The 22,856-nt window shown below is 74.6% G+C and carries 16 protein-coding genes and 1 pseudogene; 10 read left to right on the top strand and 7 right to left on the bottom strand.

What is annotated here, in order from left to right; all coding sequences use genetic code 11:
* Nucleotides 1–2,015 (bottom strand): sensor histidine kinase (locus ACFQ11_RS31290; RefSeq protein WP_378305245.1); only part of this gene is annotated, 2,015 nt, incomplete at its 3' end.
* A gap of 452 nt (nucleotides 2,016–2,467) precedes the next feature.
* Between ACFQ11_RS31290 and ACFQ11_RS31285 the strand changes: the two genes are divergently transcribed.
* From ACFQ11_RS31285 to ACFQ11_RS31265, 5 genes and pseudogenes are all read left to right on the top strand, one after another.
* Complete coding sequence (locus ACFQ11_RS31285) at nucleotides 2,468–3,445, top strand: ABC transporter substrate-binding protein (protein WP_378305242.1); 978 nt, start codon at nucleotides 2,468–2,470, stop codon at nucleotides 3,443–3,445.
* An 11-nt stretch (nucleotides 3,446–3,456) separates the two neighbouring features.
* Nucleotides 3,457–4,233 (top strand): ABC transporter permease, encoded by a 777-nt coding sequence (locus ACFQ11_RS31280; RefSeq protein WP_378305240.1) that lies wholly within the window; start codon nucleotides 3,457–3,459, stop codon nucleotides 4,231–4,233.
* The gene (locus ACFQ11_RS31275) at nucleotides 4,230–5,033 is read left to right on the top strand and encodes an ABC transporter permease (RefSeq protein WP_378305238.1); all 804 of its coding nucleotides are present in this window, start codon (nucleotides 4,230–4,232) and stop codon (nucleotides 5,031–5,033) included. The genes ACFQ11_RS31280 and ACFQ11_RS31275 overlap by 4 nt, the downstream gene beginning before the upstream one ends.
* Before the next feature lie 40 nt (nucleotides 5,034–5,073).
* Nucleotides 5,074–5,844 (top strand): annotated as a pseudogene (locus ACFQ11_RS31270) (ABC transporter ATP-binding protein); the annotation flags it as partial.
* Between the two features lie 772 nt (nucleotides 5,845–6,616).
* Complete coding sequence (locus ACFQ11_RS31265) at nucleotides 6,617–7,876, top strand: flavin-dependent oxidoreductase (RefSeq protein WP_378305236.1); 1,260 nt, start codon at nucleotides 6,617–6,619, stop codon at nucleotides 7,874–7,876.
* An 8-nt stretch (nucleotides 7,877–7,884) separates the two neighbouring features.
* Here ACFQ11_RS31265 and ACFQ11_RS31260 read toward each other — a convergent pair whose 3' ends face one another.
* From ACFQ11_RS31260 to ACFQ11_RS31245, 4 genes are all read right to left on the bottom strand, one after another.
* The gene (locus ACFQ11_RS31260; RefSeq protein WP_378305249.1) at nucleotides 7,885–9,513 is read right to left on the bottom strand and encodes a bifunctional 3'-5' exonuclease/DNA polymerase; all 1,629 of its coding nucleotides are present in this window, start codon (nucleotides 9,511–9,513) and stop codon (nucleotides 7,885–7,887) included.
* 105 nt (nucleotides 9,514–9,618) lie between these two features.
* Nucleotides 9,619–10,119: a DUF4234 domain-containing protein gene (locus ACFQ11_RS31255; protein WP_378305234.1), complete on the bottom strand. Its 501-nt coding sequence runs from the start codon at nucleotides 10,117–10,119 to the stop codon at nucleotides 9,619–9,621.
* 92 nt (nucleotides 10,120–10,211) lie between these two features.
* Nucleotides 10,212–11,708 carry a metallophosphoesterase family protein gene (locus ACFQ11_RS31250; protein ID WP_378305232.1) on the bottom strand — a complete coding sequence of 499 codons (1,497 nt, stop codon included), beginning with the start codon at nucleotides 11,706–11,708 and terminating at the stop codon, nucleotides 10,212–10,214.
* A gap of 181 nt (nucleotides 11,709–11,889) precedes the next feature.
* Entirely contained in the window at nucleotides 11,890–15,084 is a 3,195-nt protein-coding gene (locus ACFQ11_RS31245; protein WP_378305230.1) for an AfsR/SARP family transcriptional regulator, read from the bottom strand.
* A gap of 97 nt (nucleotides 15,085–15,181) precedes the next feature.
* Between ACFQ11_RS31245 and ACFQ11_RS31240 the strand changes: the two genes are divergently transcribed.
* From ACFQ11_RS31240 to ACFQ11_RS31230, 3 genes are all read left to right on the top strand, one after another.
* Entirely contained in the window at nucleotides 15,182–16,201 is a 1,020-nt protein-coding gene (locus tag ACFQ11_RS31240) for an NADP-dependent oxidoreductase (RefSeq protein WP_378305228.1), read from the top strand.
* Between the two features lie 21 nt (nucleotides 16,202–16,222).
* Nucleotides 16,223–16,801, top strand: a complete 579-nt coding sequence (locus tag ACFQ11_RS31235) for an NAD(P)H oxidoreductase (protein ID WP_378305226.1) — start codon at nucleotides 16,223–16,225, stop codon at nucleotides 16,799–16,801.
* Nucleotides 16,802–17,064: 263 nt separating this feature from the next.
* Complete coding sequence (locus ACFQ11_RS31230; protein ID WP_378305224.1) at nucleotides 17,065–18,408, top strand: DUF6351 family protein; 1,344 nt, start codon at nucleotides 17,065–17,067, stop codon at nucleotides 18,406–18,408.
* 673 nt (nucleotides 18,409–19,081) lie between these two features.
* Here ACFQ11_RS31230 and ACFQ11_RS31225 read toward each other — a convergent pair.
* Together ACFQ11_RS31225 and ACFQ11_RS31220 are read right to left on the bottom strand one after the other, a co-directional pair.
* A complete protein-coding gene (locus tag ACFQ11_RS31225) occupies nucleotides 19,082–19,984 on the bottom strand; it encodes a diacylglycerol/lipid kinase family protein (RefSeq protein WP_378305222.1) in 903 nt (300 codons plus the stop codon).
* A 2-nt stretch (nucleotides 19,985–19,986) separates the two neighbouring features.
* The gene (locus tag ACFQ11_RS31220; protein ID WP_378305247.1) at nucleotides 19,987–21,576 is read right to left on the bottom strand and encodes an FAD-binding oxidoreductase; all 1,590 of its coding nucleotides are present in this window, start codon (nucleotides 21,574–21,576) and stop codon (nucleotides 19,987–19,989) included.
* 59 nt (nucleotides 21,577–21,635) lie between these two features.
* Here ACFQ11_RS31220 and ACFQ11_RS31215 point away from each other — a divergent pair, with 59 nt between their 5' ends.
* Nucleotides 21,636–22,244 carry a TetR/AcrR family transcriptional regulator gene (locus ACFQ11_RS31215; protein WP_378305220.1) on the top strand — a complete coding sequence of 203 codons (609 nt, stop codon included), beginning with the start codon at nucleotides 21,636–21,638 and terminating at the stop codon, nucleotides 22,242–22,244.
* A gap of 144 nt (nucleotides 22,245–22,388) precedes the next feature.
* Nucleotides 22,389–22,856, top strand: a 468-nt coding sequence (locus ACFQ11_RS31210) for an FAD-dependent oxidoreductase (RefSeq protein ID WP_378305218.1), incomplete at its 3' end; no start/stop codon positions are given.

Here is a 22,856-nt window from a genome sequence, read left to right as displayed (position 1 = left end):
GTGCCGGGCCCCTCCTGCCGGAACGCGCCGGTCGCGCCGACGGCGGGCGACTCGGCGGACGCGGTGAGGGTGGCCAGCGGCCCCTGCTCGGCGGCCTCGCGGCCGGGCAGGCCGCGGGCGCCGATGCCGCCCGACTCGCCGGGGCTGACGACGGCGTCCGGCAGGACGACGAACGCGGTGAGGCCGCCGCCCTGCGCGGCGCGCAGCTCGACGCGGATGCCGTGCCGGACGGCGAGGCGGCCGACCACGAACAGGCCCATGCGGCGCGCGGCGCCGAAGTCGATGACGGGCGGGTTCGCCAGCCGCCAGTTGGCCTGCTCGAGTTCCTCCGGCGACATGCCGACGCCGTTGTCGGTGATCTGCAGCATCGAGCCGCCGCCGCTGAGCAGCTGCCCCGACACCGTCACCTTGGTGTGCTCGGAGGAGAAGGTGGTGGCGTTCTCGATCAGCTCGGCCAGCAGGTGGACGAGGTCGTTGACGGCGGGTCCGGCGACGGTCATGTCGCCCTGGACGCGCAGCGAGACCCGCTCGTACTGCTCGACCTCCGACAGCGACGCGCGGACGACGTCGATGAGCGGGACGGGCTTGCGCCACCGCCGCACCTGCTCCTGGCCGCCGAGGACCAGCAGGTTCTCGTTGTTGCGCCGCATGCGGGTGGCGAGGTGGTCGAGCCGGAACAGGTTGCCGAGCTGCTCCTCGTCCCGCTCGCTCTGCTCCAGTTCCTCGATGAGGCGGAGCTGGCGCTCGATGAGCGACTGGCTGCGGCGGGAAAGGTTGACGAACATCGCGTTGATGTTGCCTCGCAGGACGGCCTCGTCGGCCGCCAGCCGGACCGCCTCGCGGTGGACCTCGTCGAACGCCCGCGCGACCTGGCCGATCTCGTCGCGGGAGTCGACGTCGATCGGCTCGACCTCGATGCCGCCGGCCGCGGCCTCCGGGTCGCGGAGCCGCTCGACCAGGCCGGGCAGCCGGGTGCCGGCGACCTCCAGCGCGCCCGTCTGCAGGCGCCGCAGCGGGAGCACCAGCGAGCGGGCGACGATGAGGACGAGGGCGACGACGACCGCGAGGACGAGGAACAGCAGCACCGCGTCGCGGATCGCGTCCACCTGCGCGTCGGCGCGGGCGGCGTCGGCGTCGTCCGCGAGTTCGGCGGCGATGTTCTGCTCGACCGTCCGGAGCCGGTCGACCCGTGCGGACGAGTCGCTCACCCAGTCCTTCGCGGCGTTCGCGCTGAACCGCACCGACAGGTTCGCGGACGCGTCGGCGCGCGCGAGCACCAGCAGCCGGGTGTACTCGGCCTGGTCCAGCTCGGGGCCGGTGACGGTGTCGTCGTAGAGCCGGAGCTGCGCGGTGGTGGCGGTGCTGCGGAAGGAGTCGATGCTGGCGTTCAGCTCGGCGCGGGCGTCCTCGACGCGGGCGCGCTCCAGCGGCTCGAACCGCTGCTGCCAGATGGCGGAGGCGATGAGCGACCGCTCGCGCGACGCGGCGTCCTTGGCGTGCGCGAGGTCGGACAGGGCCAGGGCGCTCTGCGCGATCTCGGGGGTGGGGGCCGTCTGCGAGACGATCTGGTGGAAGTCGCTGAACGCGGAGACGAAGTCGCTGTACCGGTCGATGACGACGCCGGGCGCGAGGCTGCTCGACACCTTCCGCAGCGCGCCCAGGTCGTCGACGCGGTTGAGGACGTTGGTGACGGTGAGGTCGAGCGCCGCCGAGCCGGTCTCGACGTCCTGCGCGGCGTCGCGCACCTTGCGGGCGGCGGCGTCCACGGCGTCCTGCTGGGTCTTGAGCTCCTCGGGGTCGACGGCGTTCGCGCCGCCGGCGGCCGCGCGGGCGGTCATGTCCCGCTCGCCCTCGACCTCGTGGGTGAGCGCAGTCAACTCCTTACCGAGCGTAGCCAGGCGGCCGGTCCGTTCGTAGGCGTCGGCGTTCTCGATCGACTCCGCGACGCGGAGTCCGGCGACGAGCGCGACCGTGACCGTGGGGACCACGATGAGGGCCAGCAGACGCGTCCGCACGCGCCAGTTGCGCAGCCGGAACCGCCCGCCCAGGAAGCCTCTCTTCGGGGCGTCTTCACTGGCAGACGGGCGTTGCTCGGGGGACTGCGGGGCCCCGTCGGCCCCTTCGGCTTTCCGCACTGCCCTCCGCTACCTCTCACTGGGTTGACCGCTCGCGGCGCACGGTGACCTGAATGAGATTCGGGTCGTGTCGCCCACCCGCTCCGCTGCGGACGAGCGCGGAACATTGCAACACAGAGCGACCATCATGGCCAACCCGAATGATCACACAAGTCCGGACTTGTGATGCAGGAGATATCAAAGTCACAGCTTGTTTACGCATCTTCACATAAGTCCACGTAAACCTGACATCTCACCCCTAGCGTGTCGACGGTGCGCTACGCTCCCCGCTCGTTGAAAGATCAGCTTTCAGCCCAGCTCATCAAGCTTCCCCCGCATACGGAGCGTTGCGCATGCCAGTCACACACCGTCGCGCGGTCCTCGCCGGCGCGCTCGCCATCGCCGTCGGCCTCACCGGCGCCGCCTGTGGCGGCGAGGACGAGACCGCCTCCGCCAACGGCCTGGAGACCTCCAGGATCACGCTCGGCACGATGACCGTCGCCGACACCGCGCCGGTTCAGATCGCCATGGAGAAGGGGCTGTTCGAAGACGAGGGACTGGAGGTCAGGCTCCAGACCATCCAGGGCGGCGCGGAGGCCATCCCCAAGCTGAAGAGCGGCGCCCTCGACATCAGCTTCGGCAACTTCGTCTCGCTGGTCACCGCGTCCGTCAAGGACCCGGGCTTCAAGCCCAGGATCGTCGCGGAGGGCTTCCAGAGCGGCCCGAAGACCCACACGCTGATGGTGCGCAAGGACTCCCCGTACCACTCGATCGAGGACCTCAAGGGCAAGAAGATCGGCGTCAACACCAAGAAGAACATCAGCACGCTGATGGTGCAGGCGGCCGGCAAGCCGAAGAGCGTGACCTTCGACGACGACGACTTCGTCGAGGTGCCGCCGCCGAACATGGAGCAGGCGCTCAAGTCCAAGAGCGTCGAGGCCGTCCAGGCGATCGAGCCGTTCGGCACCCAGATGCAGCAGTCGATCGGCGCGCGCATGGTCGCGGACCTGTCGAGCGGCCCCACCGCCGACTTCCCGATCGCCGGCTACGCCTCCACGGAGAAGTTCGTGAAGGAGAACCCGAAGACCGTCGCCGCGTTCCAGCGCGCGCTGCAGAAGGCCGCGGGCCTGTGCGCCGACCGTAAGGTCGTCCAGGACATCCTGCCGAAGTACGCCAAGATCGACGCCGAGGTCGCGTCGACGATGAGCTACGGCACCTACACCAGCACCCTGAGCGCCGAGCGCCTCCAGCGGGTCCCGGACGTCATGCAGCAGTTCGGCTACATCGACAAGAAGATCGACATCAAGACCCTCATCGCACAGGTTTCATGAACTCTCGTTTCATGAGCGTTCGCCGAATCGCGCTGGGCGCGGCCGGCGGAGTCGGGGTGCTCGCGGTCCTGGAGGGCGTCAGCCGTGCCGGCCTCCTGGACCGCGACGCCCTGCCTCCGATGACGACCGTCCTGGCGGAGGCCGCCAAGCTCGCCGTCGACGAGGACTTCCTCGTCGACGTCGGCGCCTCCCTGCAGGCATGGCTCGGCGGGCTCGCGCTCGCGGTGCTCGTGGCGGTCCCGCTGGGCGTCCTGCTCGGCTCGGTCCCGCTCCTCGACACCGCGTCGCGGGCCCTCGTCGAACTGCTCCGCCCGATCCCGTCGGTCGCGCTCATCCCGCTCGCCATCATCCTGTTCGCTGATCCGCTGCAGATGAAGATGTCGCTCATCTTCTACGCGTGCCTGTGGCCGATCCTCATCAACACGCTCTACGCGCTCCGCGACGTCGACCCCGTGGCCAAGGAGAGCCTCCGCAGCTTCGGGTTCGGCACGCTGTCGGTGCTGTGGCGGGTGTCCCTGCCGAGCGCCGCGCCGTTCATCGTCACCGGCGTCCGGATCGCCGCGTCCGTCGCCCTCATCGTCGTGATCAGCACCGAGCTGTTCGCCGGCGGGTGGGACGGCATCGGCATCTACCTCTCCGACACCCAGTCGGGCGGCGGCCGCACCGACCTGTTGCTCGCCGGCGCGTGCTGGGCGGGGATGCTCGGCCTGCTGGCCAACGGCCTGCTGCTGCTCTTCGAGCGGATCGCGTTCCGCTGGAACACCGCGCGGGCGGAGGGGGTCTCGTGAAGGCGCTGAAACTGGGCCGCGGAGCCCTGGAACGCGTGTGGCTCGTCGCCGCCGCGGTCGTGCTCTGGGAACTCGTCACCCGCGCGGTGAACGAGACCTACTTCCCGCCGCCCACGGAGATCGTCCGGACCCTCAAGGACATCTGGTTCTCCGGGCCCGCGTCGCACCTGTTCCTCTCCGACGACGCGCTGGAGGACTTCTCCAGCAGCCTGAAGAACCTGTTCATCGGATGGGCCGCCGCCGGCCTCCTCGGCGTGCTGATCGGCGCGGCCATCGGACGGTCCCGGGTGCTGTTCGCCATGTTCGACCCGGTGCTGCAGTTCCTGCGGGCGGTCCCGCCGCCCACGCTGCTTCCGTTCTTCATCCTGGTGTTCTCGATCAGCGACACCATGCGGATCGTGACGATCGCGTTCGGCGTGATCTGGCCGGTGCTGCTGAACACCTCCGACGGCGTCCGCTCCGTGGACGCCCTGCAGCTGGAGACCGCGCGGGTCTTCAACGTCTCCCGGTTCCGCCGGATGACGACGATCATCCTCCCGGCGGCCGCGCCGAAGATCTTCGCGGGGCTGCGGGTCGCGCTGTCGTTCGCGCTGATCCTCATGGTGCTGTCCGAGCTGCTGGGGAGCACCGTCGGCATCGGAACCGAACTGCTGGACGCGCAGCGCCAGTTCGAGCTGCCGCGGATGTGGGCCGGCATCGTCATGCTCGGCATCCTCGGGTTCCTGTTCAACGCCGTCTTCATGCTGCTGGAGCGGCGGCTGCTGTCCTGGCACGCCGGCGCCAAGAGGCTCGCGACCTGACGATGTTCCACGTAACGCACACACAGAAAAGGCGGCCGCGATGCTAGAGATCAACGGCCTCACGCACTCCTACGGAGACGGGTTCACCGCCCTCGACTCCCTCGACCTCACGGTCGCGGACGGCGAGCTGCTCAGCATCGTCGGCCCGTCCGGCTGCGGCAAGTCGACCCTGCTGCGCTGCATCGCCGGGCTGATCCGCCCGACCGGCGGGAAGCTCGAACTGAACGGCAAGCCGATCGACGGGGTGCCGGACGACCTCGCGGTCGTCTTCCAGGACTACAGCCGCTCGCTGTTCCCCTGGCTCACCGTCCGCGACAACGTGGCGCTGCCGCTGCGGCGCCGCGGCATGTCCCGCGCCGACCGGCGCGCCGCCGCGCAGGAGGCCCTCGAGTCGGTCGGCCTCCCGGACGCGGGCAAGAAGTACCCGTGGCAGTTGTCGGGCGGCATGCAGCAGCGCGTGTCGATCGCCCGCGCGCTCGCCTACCGCCCGTCCCTGCTGCTGATGGACGAGCCGTTCGGCTCGGTCGACGCGCAGACGCGGGAGGACCTGGAGGACCTCGTCCTGAAGGTCCACCGGGACGAGAAGATGACGATCCTGCTCGTCACGCACGACATCGACGAGAGCGTCTACGTCGGCGACCGCGTCGTCGTCCTCAACCGCTCCCCCGCCCGCGTGCACGCCGACCTGCGGGTCGAGTTGCCGAGCGAGCGCGACCAGATCGAGACCCGCGGGCTGCCCGAGTTCATCCGGCTCAGGGCCGAGGTGGGCCGGCTGGTGCGCGGCGGGGCGAAGGTCCCCGGCGCCGCGCCCGCCGCGGGCAAGGGCGCCGACGCCGCCGACGACGGCCCGGTCCGCAAGGCCGACGACGCGAAGGCCGAGCCGTCCGGCGAGACGAAGGCCGGCGACGAGCAGGCCGACGCCAAGAAGGCCGACACCAAGAAGGCCGACGACGCGAAGGCCCAGGCCGAGAAGGCCGACGCCAAGAAGGCCGAGGACGCGAAGCCGCAGGTCGGGAAGGTCGACGACACGAAGACCGACGCTGCGCAGACCGAGGCGTCCGACACCGAGAAGGCCGACACCGAGAAGGCCGACACCGAGAAGGCCGACACCGAGAAGGCCGACACCGGGTCCGAGGGCGAGGCCGGGACGGCGGCGGAGCGGCAGGACGGCCCGAAGGCCGAGGCCCCCGCCGCGAAGACCGGGGCGAAGACCGGGGCGAAGAGCGGCGGGTCCGTCGCCAAGGCCGCCGCGAAGAGGACCGGCAAGGACGCCGGGTAGCTCTCGCGCGCGGCCGCCGGGACTCCGCTCGGACGAGCGTGCCCGCCGGCAACGGGGCCGGCGGGGGAACGCCCGGCGGACCGGAGGCGAAGAACGAGCCGGAATCGGACAACCGGCCGAATTCGGATCCCAAATCGTAGATCATGGCGTGTGCGGACCGGACGCGGCGTCCGGTCCGCGGGCCGGGTCCCACGGCGATCCGGCCCGGCCACAAGGACCGCCGCCACGGCGGCGCTGACACGACCCGGGGGCGGGGCCGCCCACCGACGGTCCCACCGCTCCCGGGACCAACGAAGGGCGATTCATGCGCGTACTCATCGTGGGGGCCGGGATCGGCGGGCTCACCACCGCGTTGAGCCTGCACGAGGCGGGGGCGGACCCGGTCGTCGTCGACGCCGCCCGGGAGCTGCGCCCGCTCGGGGTCGGCATCAACCTGCTGCCGCACGCCGTCAGGGAGCTGACCGAGCTCGGCCTGGGCGACGAGCTCGCCGAGATCGGCATTCCCACCGCCGAGATGGTGCACTTCGATCGGTACGGCGGCCGTATCTGGGGCGAGCCCCGCGGCCGCGACCTCGGCTACAACTGGCCGCAGTACTCGATCCACCGCGGCGAGCTGCAGATGGCGCTGCTCGACGCCGTCCGGGAGCGGCTCGGCGACGGCGCCGTCCGCACCGGCACCGTCTTCGAGGAGTTCGAGCAGGACGGCGCCGCGGTGCGGGCCCGGCTGCGGGACCGGGCGTCCGGCGAGAGCCGCACCGAGGAGGCCGACGTGCTCGTCGGCGCCGACGGGCTGCACTCGGCCGTCCGCGCCCGGCTGTACCCGGACGAGCGCGCGCCGCTGTGGAACGGGATCCGGATGTGGCGCGGGGTCTGCGAGGGCGAGCCGTTCCTCACCGGCCGGACCCTCGCCGTCGCGGGCAGCAACGCCGCCGCGAAGCTCGTCGTCTACCCGATCTCCAAGCGCGCCGAGCGCCGCGGGAAGGCGCTGCTGAACTGGGTGGCCGAGGTGAAGCTGGCCGACGACCGGCTCGACCGGACGGCCGACTGGAACCGGCGGGGCCGCCTCGAGGACGTCCTGCCGCACTTCGCCGACTGGACGTTCGACTGGCTGGACGTCCCCGCGATGCTGCGCGCGTCGGACGAGATCCTCGAATACCCGATGGTCGACCGCGAGCCCCTCGACCGCTGGACGTTCGGCCGCGTCACCCTGCTCGGCGACGCCGCCCACCCGATGTACCCGATCGGGTCGAACGGCGGCTCGCAGGCCGTCCTGGACGCCCGGGTCCTGGCGCACGAGCTGGCCGCCGCGGGCCCCGTCGAGGGCCTGCTCGCCTACGAGCGGGAACGCCGCGAGAACGTCAACGCGATCGTGCTGGCCTGCCGGGACATGCCCGCCGACCGCGTCCTGCACACGGTGAGCCAGCGCGCCCCGGAGGGGTTCACGTCCATCGAGGAGGTGCTCGCGCCGGAGGAGCTCAAGACGATCGCCAGCGCGTACCGGCGGACGTCGTTCTCCGACGTCGACGCGCTGAACTCGCGGCCGTCCTACACCGCCGCGCGCTGACCCGCGGGTCACTTCGCTTCGGAGTACCGGTCCACGACCGCGATCTCCATCGGGAACACGACGGGCGTGCCGCCGAACAGCAGGCGGCGCGCCTCGTCCGCCGCCGCCCGCACCGCGTCCGCGACGTCCCCGGCCAGTTCCGCGGGCGCGTGCACGATCACCTCGTCGTGCTGGAAGAACACCAGCCGCGGCGGCCCCAGCCCGGTGAGGCGGCGGCGCAGCGCCCCGAGCAGCGCCAGCGCCCAGTCGGCGGCGGTCGCCTGCACCACGAAGTTGCGGGTGAACCTGCCCCGGCCGCGCAGCGCCGACGCGCCCCCGTCGTCGGATGTCAGCGCCCGCCAGCCCGCGGACGGCGGCGGGCACGTCCGGCCGAGCAGGGACCGGACGAGCGCGCCCCGCTCGCCCGCGCGGGCGGCCGCCTCGACGTACCCGAACGCGTCGGGGAAACGCTGCTTCAGCACCGCGAGCAGTTGCACGGCCTCGCCCGTCCCGCCTCCGTACATCGCCGACAGCAGCGCCAGCTTCGCCTTGTCGCGGGCGCTCAGCTCGGGCCCGGCCGTGAACGCCTCGGCGAGCGCGGCGTACAGGTCGCCGTGGGCGGCGGCGTCGGCGAACGCCCGGTCCCCGGCGAGGGCCGCCAGGACCCGCGGCTCCAGCTGGGCGGCGTCCGCGACGACCAGCCGCCACCCGGGGTCGGCGACCACCGCCCGCCGCAGTACCCGCGGGATCTGCAGCGCGCCGCCGCCGCTCGTCGCCCACCGCCCCGACACGACCCCGCCGACGACGTACTCGGCGCGGAACCGGCCGTCCTTCACCCACGTGTCGAGCCACGCCCACCCGTGCGCCGTGTGCAGCCGGGCGAGCTCCTTGTACTCCAGCAGCAGCGGCACGGCCGGGTGGTCGATCCCCTTCAGGACGTGCGCCCGTGTCGACGGCACCGGCAGGCCCGCCGCCGCGAACGCCTTGAGGATCTGCGCGGGCGAGTCGGGGTTGACGCGCCGGCCGAACGCGGCGGCGATCCGGTCGGCGAGGTCCTGCAGCCGGCGGGGCCGCAGCCCGCCGGACGGGCGCGGCCCGAGCAGCTCGGTGAGCAGCGCGTCGTGCTCCCGCGCCGACCACGGCAGCCCGTCGTGGCCCAGTTCGGCGGCGACCAGCGATCCCGCCGACTCCGCCGCCGCGAGCAGCGGGAACCCGTCCAGCTCCGCCATCGCGCGCCGCTGCGCCGCGTGCACCTCGACGATCGCCGCGAGGTCGTCCGGCGCGTCCGGCTCGGAGTCGAACAGCGACGCCTGCGCCGGTTCCCGCACGGGCGCCGGGTCGGGCGGGACGGGCGCGCCGTGCAGCCGGGCCCGCGCCGCCGCGACCGACCGCGGCTCCCCGTGCCGCCCGGCGTGCCCGAGCAGGAGGTTCTCGACGAGTTCGAGGTCGTGGCATCTGGCCACCCGGACGCCGGCGGCCAGCAGCCGCGGGTAGAGCCGTGCCGTGGACGCCCAGACCCAGCGGGGCCCGGCGTCCCGCTCGGCGTCCGCGATAGCGGCGACCAGGTCGGGGACGGCGCGCACGGGCCCCGCGGGCGTCCCGTCCTCGGCGAGGGGCCGCAGCTCTCCCTCGCCGCCGGGCCCCGCGGCCGCCGCCATCCGCACCCGCCCATTCTGGCGGGGCCCACCGACAGAACGGGAGAACCCCTCCGCGACGGGTGAGCGCGGAGGGGTCCGGAGGGGCCAGGGCCGTGGCCCCCGTGGTCAGGCGACGAGCGAGACCTGCTGCTCGGGCGGCGTCCCGCCGTAGCGGTCGACGACCTTGTTGAGCTGGATCTGGTAGTACAGCACCCCGAAGCCGATGAGGCCGAGCAGGAAGCCGATGCCGCCGCTGCAGCTCGCGGGCAGGCCCGCGGCGCGCTGCGCCTGGGCGATGCGGCCGCCGAGCTTGACCCACATCACCAGCGGCCAGATGCCGAGGGTGATGGCGCCGAAGAGCATCGACAGCAGCGCGTTGAGGGCGGAGTCGCCGACCCGCCGGTCGTAGCGGTACAGCTCGGCGTGGACCTTGAAGAACCACACCAGGCCGTAGATGCCGAACGTGATGACGGGCAGGCCGAGCCAGGCGCCGAGCGGGTTGCGCCGCTTCATGTTGGCGCCGGTGCCGGCGGCCGCGGGCGCGTGCTGCTGCGCCGGGGCGGGCGCGTATCCGCCCTGGTACGCCTGCTGAGGTCGGCCCTGCCCCTGCTGTTGGGGGTAACTCAATGCACTCTCCTGTGGGAAGCCGTTCACCCGTGTGGTGATCAAGAACTGTAACGTCCGCCGCACGGTCGTGCGACAAGATCGTGAAAGTCGTCCTACCGCAGCGGGATCCGCACCTCGTCCTCGACCGGCGGGAACGTCTCGTGGTCGCCGCACCCGGTCGCGGCGTGGCATCGGATCCGCAGCTCGTCCGCGGTGACGTCCAGCCGCAGGAAGCTCTTGAAGAACGGCGGCTCGTCCCAGTCGGCCAGCTCCGACCGGAACCGCTGCGGCAGCTTGCGGACCGGCAGCCGCAGCGCCCCCCGCCGCCGCCGGTCCCCGCGCGGCACCCCCAGCGCCCACGCGACGAACCGCGCCCGCATCGGCACCTCGCGCCGCTCGTAACCCCGGCCGGGCTCGACGCCGATCCGCCGCCGCACCGCCGCCGTGGCCTCCTCCGGCGTGAGGTCGAACAGCTTCGGCAGCCGCAGCCACCGCCCGTACAGCCTGCTGTACCGCGACAGGGAGTCGCCCCGCAGCGGGTAGCAGCGGAAGTCGCCCTCCTGCACGGACCGCGTCCGGGGGATCGTGTGCGTCGCGTGCATGAACGCGCCCCCACCGCCCGCGACGACGTACTGCAGCGGACGTCCGTCCCCCCGCGTCATCGGGTACCGCTGGTAGTTGTGGATGTCGCCCCCGATGGCCGCGACGTAGTTGTGCGCCGGGTCGCGGACGATCTCGTCGACCGTCCCGCCGCCCTCGATCGGGCACGGGTGGTGCTCGTCGTCCACGTACAGGGGTTTCCCGGTGACCAGCAGCTTGGGCTTCGGCCCCCCGGACACTCCCCGCAGCCATTCGCCCTGGTCGCGGTCGATCCCGCCCGCGATGCCGGTGTCGACGCCCACGATCCGCAGCGACGGGGTGTCGATCACCCAGTACGGCCCCGGCTGCGCCGACCGCTGCCCCGCCGCGCCCCGGTACGTCCTGCGGGCCTCCGCGATCGCCTCCGCGTCGACGTCGCCGGCCTCGCGCCACAGCAGCCCCGCGAGCCACCCGAGCGGCCCGCCCCACTTCGGCGGCGTACAGTCCATGTCGAGCCCGCAGAACACGTGCAGGAAGCCCCGCAGCCCGTCGTACCAGTCGTGGTTCCCCGGCACCGCGAACACCGGTCCCGGGTAGTCCTTGTACGGGCGGAAGAACCGCTCCGGGTAGTCCGCGGCCTCGCCCGCCGGGTAGATGACGTCGCTCGCGATGATCATGAAGTCGGTTCCCGCGCCCGCGTTCAGCAGCGGCGGCACCACCGCGTACTGCGAGCGGTCCCCCTCCCCGGTGTCGCCCAGCAGGACGAACGAGAACTCGGGCTCGGGCCGGTGCACGGTGAACGCCGCGGGCGTCCCCCGCTCCCGCAGCGCCGCGACGCAGCGCCGCCGGAGCGCCCCGGACGGGTCCCCGAGCCACTTCGCGATCACGTCGTTGCGGGACCGCCACAGCACCCGCGGCCGCCGCCACGAGAAGTCCGGCACCCGCTCCGGCAGCAGTTCGCGGAACGACCCCGGCTTCCGGCACCCCCACCCGGCCCCGGCCTCGGACGTCCGCGAGTTGCCGTCCTCCATGCCACCAGAACCGGCCGATTCAGCACGCACAGAAGACCTCCGGGGGAAAGGCGGCGACCCGTGAAGTCTAGTTGCGCCCCCGCCGATCCGAAGGCCCGCGACGGCCCGCGTTTCCCGGTCGCGGCGAACCGGGACCCGGCCGTGGACCGGGCCGCCGCGGGCCCGCGCGCCGCCGCCCGGCTCAGCCGGACGCCGGGTCCGGGTCCGCCTCCCCGCGGGCGAACTCGGCCGCGAACGCCCCGTCCCCCAGGGCCGCCCGCACCCGGGCGGTGATGCGGTCGACGTCGCCGCGTTCGGCGTCCGGCAGCGGGGCGCCCACCGATGCGCGGAGGGCGGCGGCCGCGCCCAGCAGCCGCGCCGCGGGACGGGCGTCGCCCGCGAGCGACCGCGCCCCGGCGAGGCCCTCGTAGGCGAGCGCGACGGCGCGCGGGTCGCCGATCCGGCGGGCGGCGGCGAGCCCGTCCCGATGCCGGGCGAGCGCCGCGCCGGCGTCGCCGCGCAGTTCGGCGACGAAGCCGAGTTCGGCGAGGACGAGGGCGAGCCCCGGTTCCCCGTCGACCGTGCGGATCCAGTCCACCCACGGGAGCAGCCGCGCCTCTGCCCCGCCGAGGTCGCCGCGCCGCCGGGCGGACAGCGCCAGGCCGACCGCGGCGAAGTGCTCGGCGACCGGGTTCGACTGCTCGGCGGCCAGCGCCAGGGCGCGGCGGTGCCGGTCGTCGGCGGCGGCGTGGTCCCCGGTGAGGAGGGAGATCCGGCCGAGACCGGACAGCCGGAACGACGCCTCCGTCCAGAGGCCGAGCTCCTCGGCCATCCGCAGGCCCTCGCGGTGCAGTGCGGCCGCCCGCGGGTGGTCTCCGGCGATCTCGGCCAGCTCGCCGAGCGTGTTGCTCGCCTTCAGCCGCCCCCAGCGGTCCCCCAGCCCGCGGAACAGCGCCTCGCTCTCCGCGGCGTCGCGGTGCGCGGCGGCCAGCTCGCCGCGCGCCCGGTGCACGGTCGCCCGGACGCTCAGCGCCGCCGCCGTCCCCCAGCGCTCCCCGCGGCCCCGGAACCCCTCCAGCGCGCGTTCCACCAGGTCGCTCGTCACGTCCAGCGCACCGAAACCGCGATGCGCGAAGGCGAGGAACCACTGCGCCCACGCCCGGGCGCCCGGATCCGGGAGGGCCTCGGCCCGCGCCCGCGCCGCGGCGACCGGCTCCGTCCCGGTGTCGCCCATCAGCAGGAACCCGGCGCGCCACACCGCCGCCTCCGCGCGGGCCGCCGGCGGCCCGCCCGGAACGGCCAGCGCCGCGTCCAGGGACCGCAGCGCCTCCGCCGGCCGGCCGCGCAGGTACCGGTGCCAGGCCAGCGCGTTCACCAGCCGCAACGCGTCCGCCGCGGGCCCGAGCCGCGCCGCCTCCTCCAGGGCGGCGCGCTGGTTCGCCGTCTCGGCGTCGAGCAGCTCCAGCCACCGCCGCTGGTCGTGCCCGTACAGGTGCGGCGCGGCCCGCTCCGCCAGCTCGACGTGGTACCGGACGAACCGGGCCCGGATCTCCGCGGACTCGCCCGCCTCGTCCAGCCGTTCGGCGCAGTACGCCTTCACCGATTCCAGCAGCCGGTAGCGGGGCCCGTGCGCGGCTCCCGCGACCGGGACGACGAGCGACCGGTCGACCAGCCGCGCCAGGACGTCCAGGACGTCGACACCGTCGGCCGCGCACACCTCCTCGGCCGCCGGCAGCGTGCAGCCGTCCGCGTGCACGGCGAGCCGCCGGAGCACGGTGCGCTCGTCCTCGGCCAGCGGGTCCCACGACCAGTCGATCACGGCGCGCAGCGTCCGCTGGCGGGCGGGCGCGTCCCGGCCGCCCGACGTCAGCAGCCGGAACCGGTCGTCGAGCCGGTCGGCGACCCCGTCCACCCCGAGCGCCCGCACACGGGTGGCGGCCAGCTCGACGGCGAGCGGGAGCCCGTCCAGCCGGCGGCAGACGGCGGCGATCGCCGCCGTGTCGCCGGGACCGGGCGCGAACCCGGGCGCCGCGGCGGCCGCGCGGGCGGTGAACAGCCGGACGGCGTCGGCCTTGCCCAGCGGCGGCACGCCGCACAGCCGCTCGCCGGACAGCGCCAGCGACGTCCGGCCGGTGGCGAGCACCCGCAGTCCGGGCGCGGCCCGCAGCAGGGCGGCGACCTGCACGGCCGCCTGATCGACGACGTGCTCGCAGTTGTCCAGGACGAGCAGCAGCCGCCGGGCGGCGAGCGCACCGGCGAGCAGTTCCACCGGCGTCCGCCGCCCCGGCCCGACGGTGGGTGCGTCGTCGTCGCGGACACCGAGCACCATCGCGATCGCGTCGGCCGGGGTCGCGCCGGAGGCCCGGTCGAGCCCCGCCAGCTCCACCAGCCAGACGCCGTCCGGGAAGCGCCCGCCCGCGTCCTCGTCGGCGAGCGCCCGCGCGGCCTCGAGGGCGAGCCGCGTCTTGCCGACCCCGCCCGGCCCGGTCAGGGTGACGAGGCGCGACTCGTCCAGCAGGGCGCGCACCTCGGAGACCGCGGTCTCGCGCCCGACGAGACCGGTCAGCGGCGCGGGGAGGTTCGTGCGGGCCGCCGGACGCGCGGGCGGCGCGGCTGCGGCGGGCGGGCCCGTGCGCGGCGCGTCCAGGGCGGGATCCTGTTCGAGCATCGCCCGGTGCAGCGACGCCAGCTCGGGGCTCGGGTCCACACCGAGTTCCTCGGCCAGCCGGCGCCGCAGCTCCTCGTACCCGGCCAGGGCCTCGCTCTGCCGCCCCGCCCGGTAGAGCGCGCGCAGCTGCACCGCCCGCAGCCGTTCCCGCAGCGGATGCCGCGCCACCAGGGCGCCCAGCTCGGCCGCGAGCGCGGCGTGCTCGCCGAGCTCCAGCCGGACCTCCGCGTGCTCCTCCTGGACGGCCAGCCGTTCGTCCTCCAGCCGCAGCACGTCCGGCCGGACGAACTCCTCGTCGGCGAAGTCGGCGTACGCCCGTCCCCTCCACAGCGCGAGCGCGTCGGCCAGCAGGGCGGCCCTGGCCCGCGGGTCCCGGGCCGCGCGGCCCCGCGCGGCCAGCGCGTGGAACCGGTCGCCGTCCACCGCCTCCGGACCGGTGCGCAGCAGGTAGCCCGGCGCCCGCGACACGACCAGCCCGCGCCCGCCCGGCTCGGCGGCCGCCAGCGCCCGCCGCAGCTGCGACACCCGCGTCTGGAGCGTAGCCACGGGGTTGCGCGGCGGACGCGCGGACCCGCCCCACAGATCGTCGATCAGCCGGTCCACCGGGACCGGGCGGCCCCGGTGGACCAGGAGGTCCGCCAGCAACGCGCGCACCTTGAGCTCCGGGACGCGCACCTCGGCCCCCTCGTCCGTCCACACGGTGAGCGGACCGAGCACCCCGAAACGCATGACCGGAAGGCTACCGACAGCGGACCTGAAGAAGATCCGAAGCGCCGGGCGGCAGGGTGAGGCCATCAACCGACGCACCGCCCCCATGGGAGTTCCGATGACTTCGCACAGCACCCTCACCGGCCGTGAGATCCGCCTCGCCGCCCGGCCGGTCGGCGAGCCCGCCCTGACCGACTTCGCGCTCGCCGAGGCCCCGGTGCCGCAGCCGCGGGACGGCCAGATCCTGGTCCGCAACACGTGGATGTCGGTCGACCCGTACATGCGGGGCCGGATGAACGACGTCCCCTCGCCCGTCCTCCCGCCGTTCAAGCTCGGCGCCCCGCTGGAGGGCTCGGCGGTCGGCGAGGTGATCGCCTCGCGGTCCGCGGACGTCCCGGTCGGCGCGACCGTCTCGCACTTCCTGGGGTGGCGGGACTACGCGGTGCTGGACGCGGCCGCCGCCACCGTCGTCGACACCGCGCTCGCGCCCGTCCAGGCGTACCTGGGCGCGCTCGGCGCGACCGGCCTGACCGCGTACGCCGCGCTCACCGACGTGGCGCCCGTCCACGAGGGCGACGTCGTCTTCGTCTCGGCGGCGGCGGGCGCGGTCGGCGGCGTCGCCGGGCAGCTCGCCCGCAAGCTGGGCGCCGCGAAGGTGATCGGCTCGGCGGGCGGGCCGGAGAAGACCGGGAAGCTGCTGGCCGACTTCGGGTTCGACGCCGCCCTCGACCACCGCGCCGGCCCCATCGCCGCCCAGCTCGCGGACGCCGCCCCCGACGGAATCGACGTCTACCTCGACTCCGTCGGCGGCGACCACCTGGAGGCCGCGATCGACGCCCTCAACGTCGGCGGCCGCGCCGCGCTGGTGGGCGCCATCAGCGGCTACAACGCCACCGCGCCCGTCCCCGGCCCCGCCAACCTCGTGCAGATCGTCTACAAGCAGCTCACCCTGCGCGGCATGCAGGTCGGCGCCTACCTGCACCTCTTCCCCGAGTACATCGCCAAAGCCGCGGGCTGGCTCGCCGACGGCACCCTGCACACCGAGGAGACCGTCTACGACGGCCTCGACCGGGCCCCGGCCGCCCTCCTCGGCAACCTGCGCGGCGCCAACACCGGCAAGACGCTCGTCCGCCTCTGACCACCGGAAGGGACACACCCCATGGCCACCGCACTGCTCGTCGTCGCCCACCACCGCGCCGACTCCCTCACCGCCCACATCGCCGACCGGACGCGCATCCGGCTGGAGAAGGACGGGCACGCCGTCGACGTCCTCGACCTGCACGCCGAGGGCTTCGACCCGCGCATGACCGGCGCGGACGAACCGGACTGGGCCGACCGCGACAAGCCCTACTCGGCCGAGGTCCGCGCCCACATGCGGCGGATCGACGCCGCCGACCTCATCGTCGTCGTCTTCCCCGTCTGGTGGTACGGGCTCCCGGCCCTCCTGAAGGGCTGGATCGACCGGGTGTGGAACTACGGCTTCGCCTACGGGCAGCGCACCGCGCGCCTGGCCGGCAAGCGGATGCTGTGGCTGGGACTGGCCGGCCAGTCCCGCGAGGAGTACGCCGGCCACGGTCTCGGCGACGCGCTCGCCCACCAGCTGAGGGCCGGCGTCTCGAACTACTGCGGCATCGAGGACGCCGCCGTCGAGTTCGTCCACGACACGCTGTCCGGCGGGGCGCCCGCCGCCGACGCCGACGGCGCCGTCGAACGGTTCCTCGCGCCCGCCGCGGCCTGACCGCGGGACGGACCGGTCCCCGGCGGCGGAACCGGAACGTCCCGCGGCGCGGCCCCCGGGACCGGTGCGAACGTCCTCACCGCCGGAGGCGCCGCCGTTGGGCATCGGGCACCCGGGACGGGACGCCCGGTTGTGCGTTCGTGCCAGAGGTCGCGCCGTCGCCGCCCGGCCGTTGACCGGCGCCGGACGGCCGTGGATCATCCGGGCAGAGCCAGCGGCGGCGCGGGACGCGCCCGCCGTGCGACCGGCGGGAGGTGACGGCCGTGCGCCGTCGTTGCGCGATCATGTTGGCCGCCGTCCTGGCCGCGGTGGCGCTCGTCGCCGTGCCGGCCGCCGCCGACCAGGGCGGCCGCACGCCCCCCCCCGGCGAGCCGCTGCCCGGCTACACGATCGACAATCCGCCGTTGCCGCCCGCGACGGTGGACGGCCGCCCGTCGCGGGTGCTGCAGGGCGTGCACCGGCACGCCGCCTACACCATCGAGGTGCCGCCGCGCTGGAACGGCCGGCTGGTGATGTGGGCGCACGGGTACCGCGGGGCGTCGCGCGTCCTCACCGTCGAGCCGCCCGGGTTCGGCCTGCGGCAGCGGGTGCTGGACCAGGGGTACGCGTGGGCCGCGTCGTCGTACTACGCGAACGACTACGACGTGCGGGCGGGCGTGCTGAGCACCGCGGCGCTGGTCGGCCACTTCACCCGGACGGTGGGCAGGCCGCGCAAGACGTTCCTCGCCGGGGTCTCGATGGGCGGGCACGTCACCGTCCGCTCGATCGAGCAGTTCCCCTCCCTGTACGACGGCGCGCTGCCGATGTGCGGGGTCCTCGGCGACCACGAACTGTTCGACTTCGTCCTCGACTACCAGCTCGTCGCCCAGGACCTCGCGGACCTGCCCGCGCATCCGACGCCGCCGGACTACCAGACGTCGGTCGTGCCGAAGATCCAGGAGCGGCTCGGCCTGACCGGGCTGCGGCCCGGCGGCCCGGACACCGCGAACGAGCGGGGGAGGCAGTTCCGCGCCGTCGTCGTGAACCGCAGCGGCGGCGCGCGGCCCGGCTCCCGGGCGGCGTTCGCCTACTGGAAGGACTTCCTGTTCAGCCTCGCGCACGAGGACTCCGGCGGGTCCCTCGCCCAGGAGCCGGGGCGCGTGGCGACGAACCTGTCCACCCGCTACGCCCCGGACCGTCCCGTCGACGTCAACGCCACCGTGCAGCGCGTGCCCCCGGTGGACCGGCGGGCCAGGGCCACCCGCAGCCTGACGCCGGTGGCGAGCGTCGCCGGGCGCCCGACCGTGCCGGTCGTGTCGCTGCACAATCTGGGGGACCTTTTCGTGCCGTTCTCCATGGAGCGGCGGTACCGCGCCGACGCGGCCCGGCACGGCCGGGAGGACCTGGTCGTCCAGCGCGCGATCCGCTCGATCGGGCACTGCGAGTTCAGCCCCGCCGAGGTCGGCGCGGCGTGGGACGACCTGGTGCGGTGGGAGCGCGGCGGGAAGCGCCCGGCCGGGGACGACGTGTCCCGCCCGGACGAGATCGCCGACCCGCGCTACGGCTGCCGCTTCACCGACCCGGCCGCCCGCTCCACCGGCACCCGCCCCCTCTACCCGCCCTGCTGACCGAGCGCACCGCCCGCACCCGGCCACAACGAACCGGAAACACCGCGATCACGTGTCCGAAGGCAAGTCCAGGCCGGCGCCCCCCTGACCGCTCACCGAGCCCCGAGCGGCGAGCGGCGAGCGGCGAGCGGCGAGCGGCGACGTCCCTCACCACCATCACCCCGGCCACAGCGGGCCGAAATCACCGCGATTGCGTCCGAAGGCAAGTTCGAGCTCGCGAGAACTTGATCGCGCAGCGAGCCCCTGGGCGAGTCGGAGCGATGCAGCAATCGCAGCAAGGCCCGTTGAAGGAAGGCCCCCTAGGGGCCTGACGCCGAGGGGCTTGCAATAAGCACGTGAGCCCCTGGGCGAGTCGGAGCGATGCAGCAATCGCACGTGGCGCCCGTTGAAGGAAGGCCCCCCGGGGCCTGACGCCGAGGGCGCCACCAGAAAACACAGCAGCGTCGGCGCCACCCCCAGAGACGCCGACGCTGCCACGTGGAGGGCGTCCGCGGGAATCATGAGTCCCCCCAGAACGGCGAGCAATCGCCTTCTCATGATGCGTCCGCAGACGGCCCCAAGGTCCCTTAGCGGGACGTATACGACGCTATCCGGATGGCCGTAATGGCCGCGTAAATCGCCCCAAACGCATGACCCAAATCTGGTAGGCCGCACATATGCGCTGGTCAGAGGGCTAGTTCGGCGGCTGCGGCGCGGGGGCGAGGACCCGCAGGGCTTTGGGGAGGATGCGGGCGGTGACGGGGAGGACGCCGGGGAGTTCGCCGTCCGCGCCGTAGGGCAGGGTGCGCCCGGGCGGGCCGGTGAGCTCGATGCGGACCTCCCGGCCGCGCAGGACGTCGACCTGGGGGCGGCGGACGTGCGTCCCGGCCTCGAGTTCGCGCATGACGGCGAAGAAGAGGGGTTTCGGCGCCGAGCGGACGAGGACGACGTCGAGGAGGCCGTCGTCCACGCGGGCGTCCGGGGCGATGTGCTTGTTGGAGCCGTAGTAGCCGGAGTTGGCGGCGACGACGCTGTATCCGCGGAACCGGTGCTCCGCGCCGTCCACGGTGACCCGGTAGTCGGCGGGGCGCCAGGCGACGATGGCGCGCAGGGCGCCGACGTAGTAGGCGGCGGAGCCGCGCAGCAGGCGGGACGCGTTGGCGTTGGCGTTCGCGACGGCGTCGACGCCCGCGTAGACGCTGCCGAGGACGGCCGTGCCGTTGGCCTCGACGGCGTCGACGGCGCGCGGCTCGCCGTCCAGGAGGAGGCGGGCGAGGGCGGCCGGTTCGGACGGGACGCCGAGCTGGCGGGCGATGTCGTTGCCGCGTCCGGCGGGGACGACGCCGAACAGGGCGCCGGTCCCGGTGAGGGCGCCGCCGACGCGGCCGACCATGCCGTCGCCGCCGACGCCGAGGACGACGCGCCCGGCGGAGGCGGCGGCGCGGGCGAGGTCGGCGGCGTGGTCGAGGCCGCGGCTGTACTCGACGACGAGGTCGGCGCCGGCGTCGCGGAGGGCGCGGGCGAGCGGGATGAGCGAGGCGGCGGACGCCGAGCCCCCGGCGGCGGGGTTGACGACGGCGGTGAAGGCGCGCGGCACGGTCACTCCCCGGCCGGGGGGACGAGGACGCCGGGGTTGAGGATCCCGGCCGGGTCGAGGCGGTCCTTGACGGCGCGCAGGACGGCGCCGCCGAGGGGGCCGATCTCGCGCTCGTACCAGTCGCGGTGGTCGGTGCCGACGCCGTGGTGGTGGCTGATCGTCCCGCCCGCGCCGACGATCGCGTCGTTGGCGGCGCGCTTCGCCTCGTCCCAGTGCGGGAGGGGGTCCTCGCCCTGGGCGGAGACGACCGTGAAGTACAGGGACGCGCCCGAGTGGTAGACGTGCGAGATGTGGCACATCACGAGAGGCGGCGTGCCCGAGCCGGAGAGGGTGCCGATGAGGGCGTTGCGGACGGCGTCGTAGAGGCCGGGGATCCGCGACCAGAAGCCGGCGGTCTCCAGCGTCTCGACGAACGCGCCGACGTCCAGCAGGGAGTCGCGCAGGTAGGGGGCGTCGAAGCGGCCGTGCGCCCATTTCTCGCCGGGTTCGGCGCCGAGGGGTTCGCCGCCCGCGTCGCGCAGGACCTCGGCGGCGCGGGCGCGCCGGTCGGCGACCCGCGCGGCGGTCCCTTCGAAGCCGAGGACGGCGAGGCAGCCCGCGGCGGCGGAGCCGGAGCCGAGCGCGGCCGGGTCGGCGAGGCCGATCAGGGTCTCGGTCTCGTCGGAGAGGCGCAGGACCGCGGGGAGCGGGCCGTCCTGGGCGAGGCGGCGGAGCGCGGCGGCGCCCTCGGCGAACGACGGGAACCGCCAGCCCTCGTAGGCGCGTTCGGCGGGGGTCGGGTGGATCCGGACGGTCACCGAGGTGATCACGCCGAAGGCGCCCTCGGAGCCGAGGACGAGCTGGCGCAGGTCGGGCCCCGCGGCGGACTTCGGCGCGCGGCCGAGGTCGAGGGTGCCCTCGGGGGTCGCGACGGTGAGCCCGAGCACCATGTCGTCGAAGCGGCCGTACCCGGCGGACGCCTGCCCGCTGGACCGGGCGGCGGCGAATCCGCCGATCGTCGCCCATTCGTACGACTGGGGGAAGTGCCCGAGCGTGTACCCGTGCCCGGCGAGCAGGGCCTCCGCGTCGGGCGCCCGCAGGCCGGGCTGCAGGACGGCCGTGCGGGACTCGTGGTCGATCGAGACGAGGGCGTCCATCCGGCGCAGGTCGAGGGCGATGAACCGGTCGACGCCCTGCGGGGCGAGCCCGCCGACGACGGACGTGCCGCCGCCGAACGGGACGACGGCGATCCGGTGGTCGGTGCAGGCCCGCAGCACCGCGAGGACCTCGTCGTGCCCGCCGGGCAGGACGACGGCGTCGGGCGCGGCGGACGTCTCCCCGGCGCGTACGCGCAGCAGGTCGGGCGTCGATTTGCCGCGCGTGTGCCGGACGCGCGTGGTGGCGTCGGTGCGGACGTGTTCGGCGCCGCCCGCGGCGGCGGCGAGCGCGGCGAGTTCGGCCGCGTCCAGCCGGGGCTCGGCGGGCGCGATCCCGGCGAGGTCGACGGGCCGCGCGTCGCCCGTCCGCACGCCGAGCACGTCCCGCAGCAATCCGACGACGGGCTCGGGCAGCGGCGCCGCCCGGTCGGGGTCCCCCCAGCCGCTCCACCGCATGTCGCGCGTGTCCACCCTGCCTCCCGGCTCGTCGTTCCGTGTGGCTTACACTGTGACACATGACGTCGAATCGTCACAATGGGACCGGCGCCCGGACCGCCGACGACACCGTCCTGGACGCCGCCCGCGACTGCGTCCTCGCGGTCGGCGTGCGCCGGACGACGCTGACCGACATCGCGCGCCGCGCCGGCGTCTCGCGGATGACGCTGTACCGCCGCTGGCCGGACGTCCGCACGATCGTCGCCGACCTGATGACCCGCGAGTGGGTGGAGATCGGCGCCGCCGTGCAGCCGCCGGACGACGGCCGCCCGGTGCGCGAACGGCTGGTGGACGGCCTCGTCGAGGGGGTCCGCGCGTTCCGCGGCCACCCGCTGCTCCGCAAGATCGTCGACGTGGACCCCGAGCTGCTGCTCCCCTACGTCCTCGACCGCCTCGGCGCCAGCCAGCGGGCGTTCCTGGACCTGTTCGAGGAGGCGATCGCCGCCGGGCACGCCGACGGCACCGTCCGTCCCGGCCACCCGGCGCGGCAGGCGCGCGCTCTGCTGCTGGTCGTCCAGTCCTACGGGCTGTCGGGCCGCACCGTGATCGACGAGGACGACCCCGAGCTCTCCGCCGCCGCGTTCGACGCCGAACTGCGCGACGCCCTCGACCGGCTCCTCGCCCCATGACCGCCGCGCCGCTCGCCGACCGCGCCCCCTCGGCCGCCACCCGGCGGCGGCGTCCACCGGCCCCGCTCCGGTCCCCCGCCGCCACAGGTCCGCACCGGCGGGGGCTCCACCGGCCCGCACCGCACGTTAGAGAGGGCTCACGCCATGACTGATGCACCCGGACGATCGTCGCTGAACCGGGAGCGGCGCGCGCGCGAGCTGGCGGCGTTGCCGGACGAGGTCGTGGACGTCCTGGTCGTCGGGCTGGGCGCCACGGGGGCCGGGGCGGCGCTGGACGCCGCGTCGCGGGGGCTGTCGGTCGCCGCGATCGACGCGCACGATCTGGCGTTCGGGACGTCGCGGTGGAGTTCGAAGCTGATCCACGGCGGGCTGCGGTACCTGGCGTCGGGGCAGGTGGACGTGGCGCACGAGAGCGCCGTCGAACGGGGGACGCTGCTGACCCGGACGGCGCCGCACCTGGTGGCGGCGCAGCCGTTCGTCCTGCCGCTGACGCCGCTGGTGCCGCGCGCGCACGCGCTGGTGACGCGGGCGGGGCTGCACGCCGGGGACGCGCTGCGGATGGCCGCGCGGACGCAGCGGGCCGCGCTGCCGCGCCCGCGGCGGCTGTCGGCG

It is taken from the genome of Actinomadura sediminis (assembly GCF_042675525.1).
GTDB lineage: Bacteria > Actinomycetota > Actinomycetes > Streptosporangiales > Streptosporangiaceae > Spirillospora > Spirillospora sediminis.
Note: the sequence above shows the minus strand (reverse complement) of the source record. Positions and strands in the feature narration are given on the sequence as shown.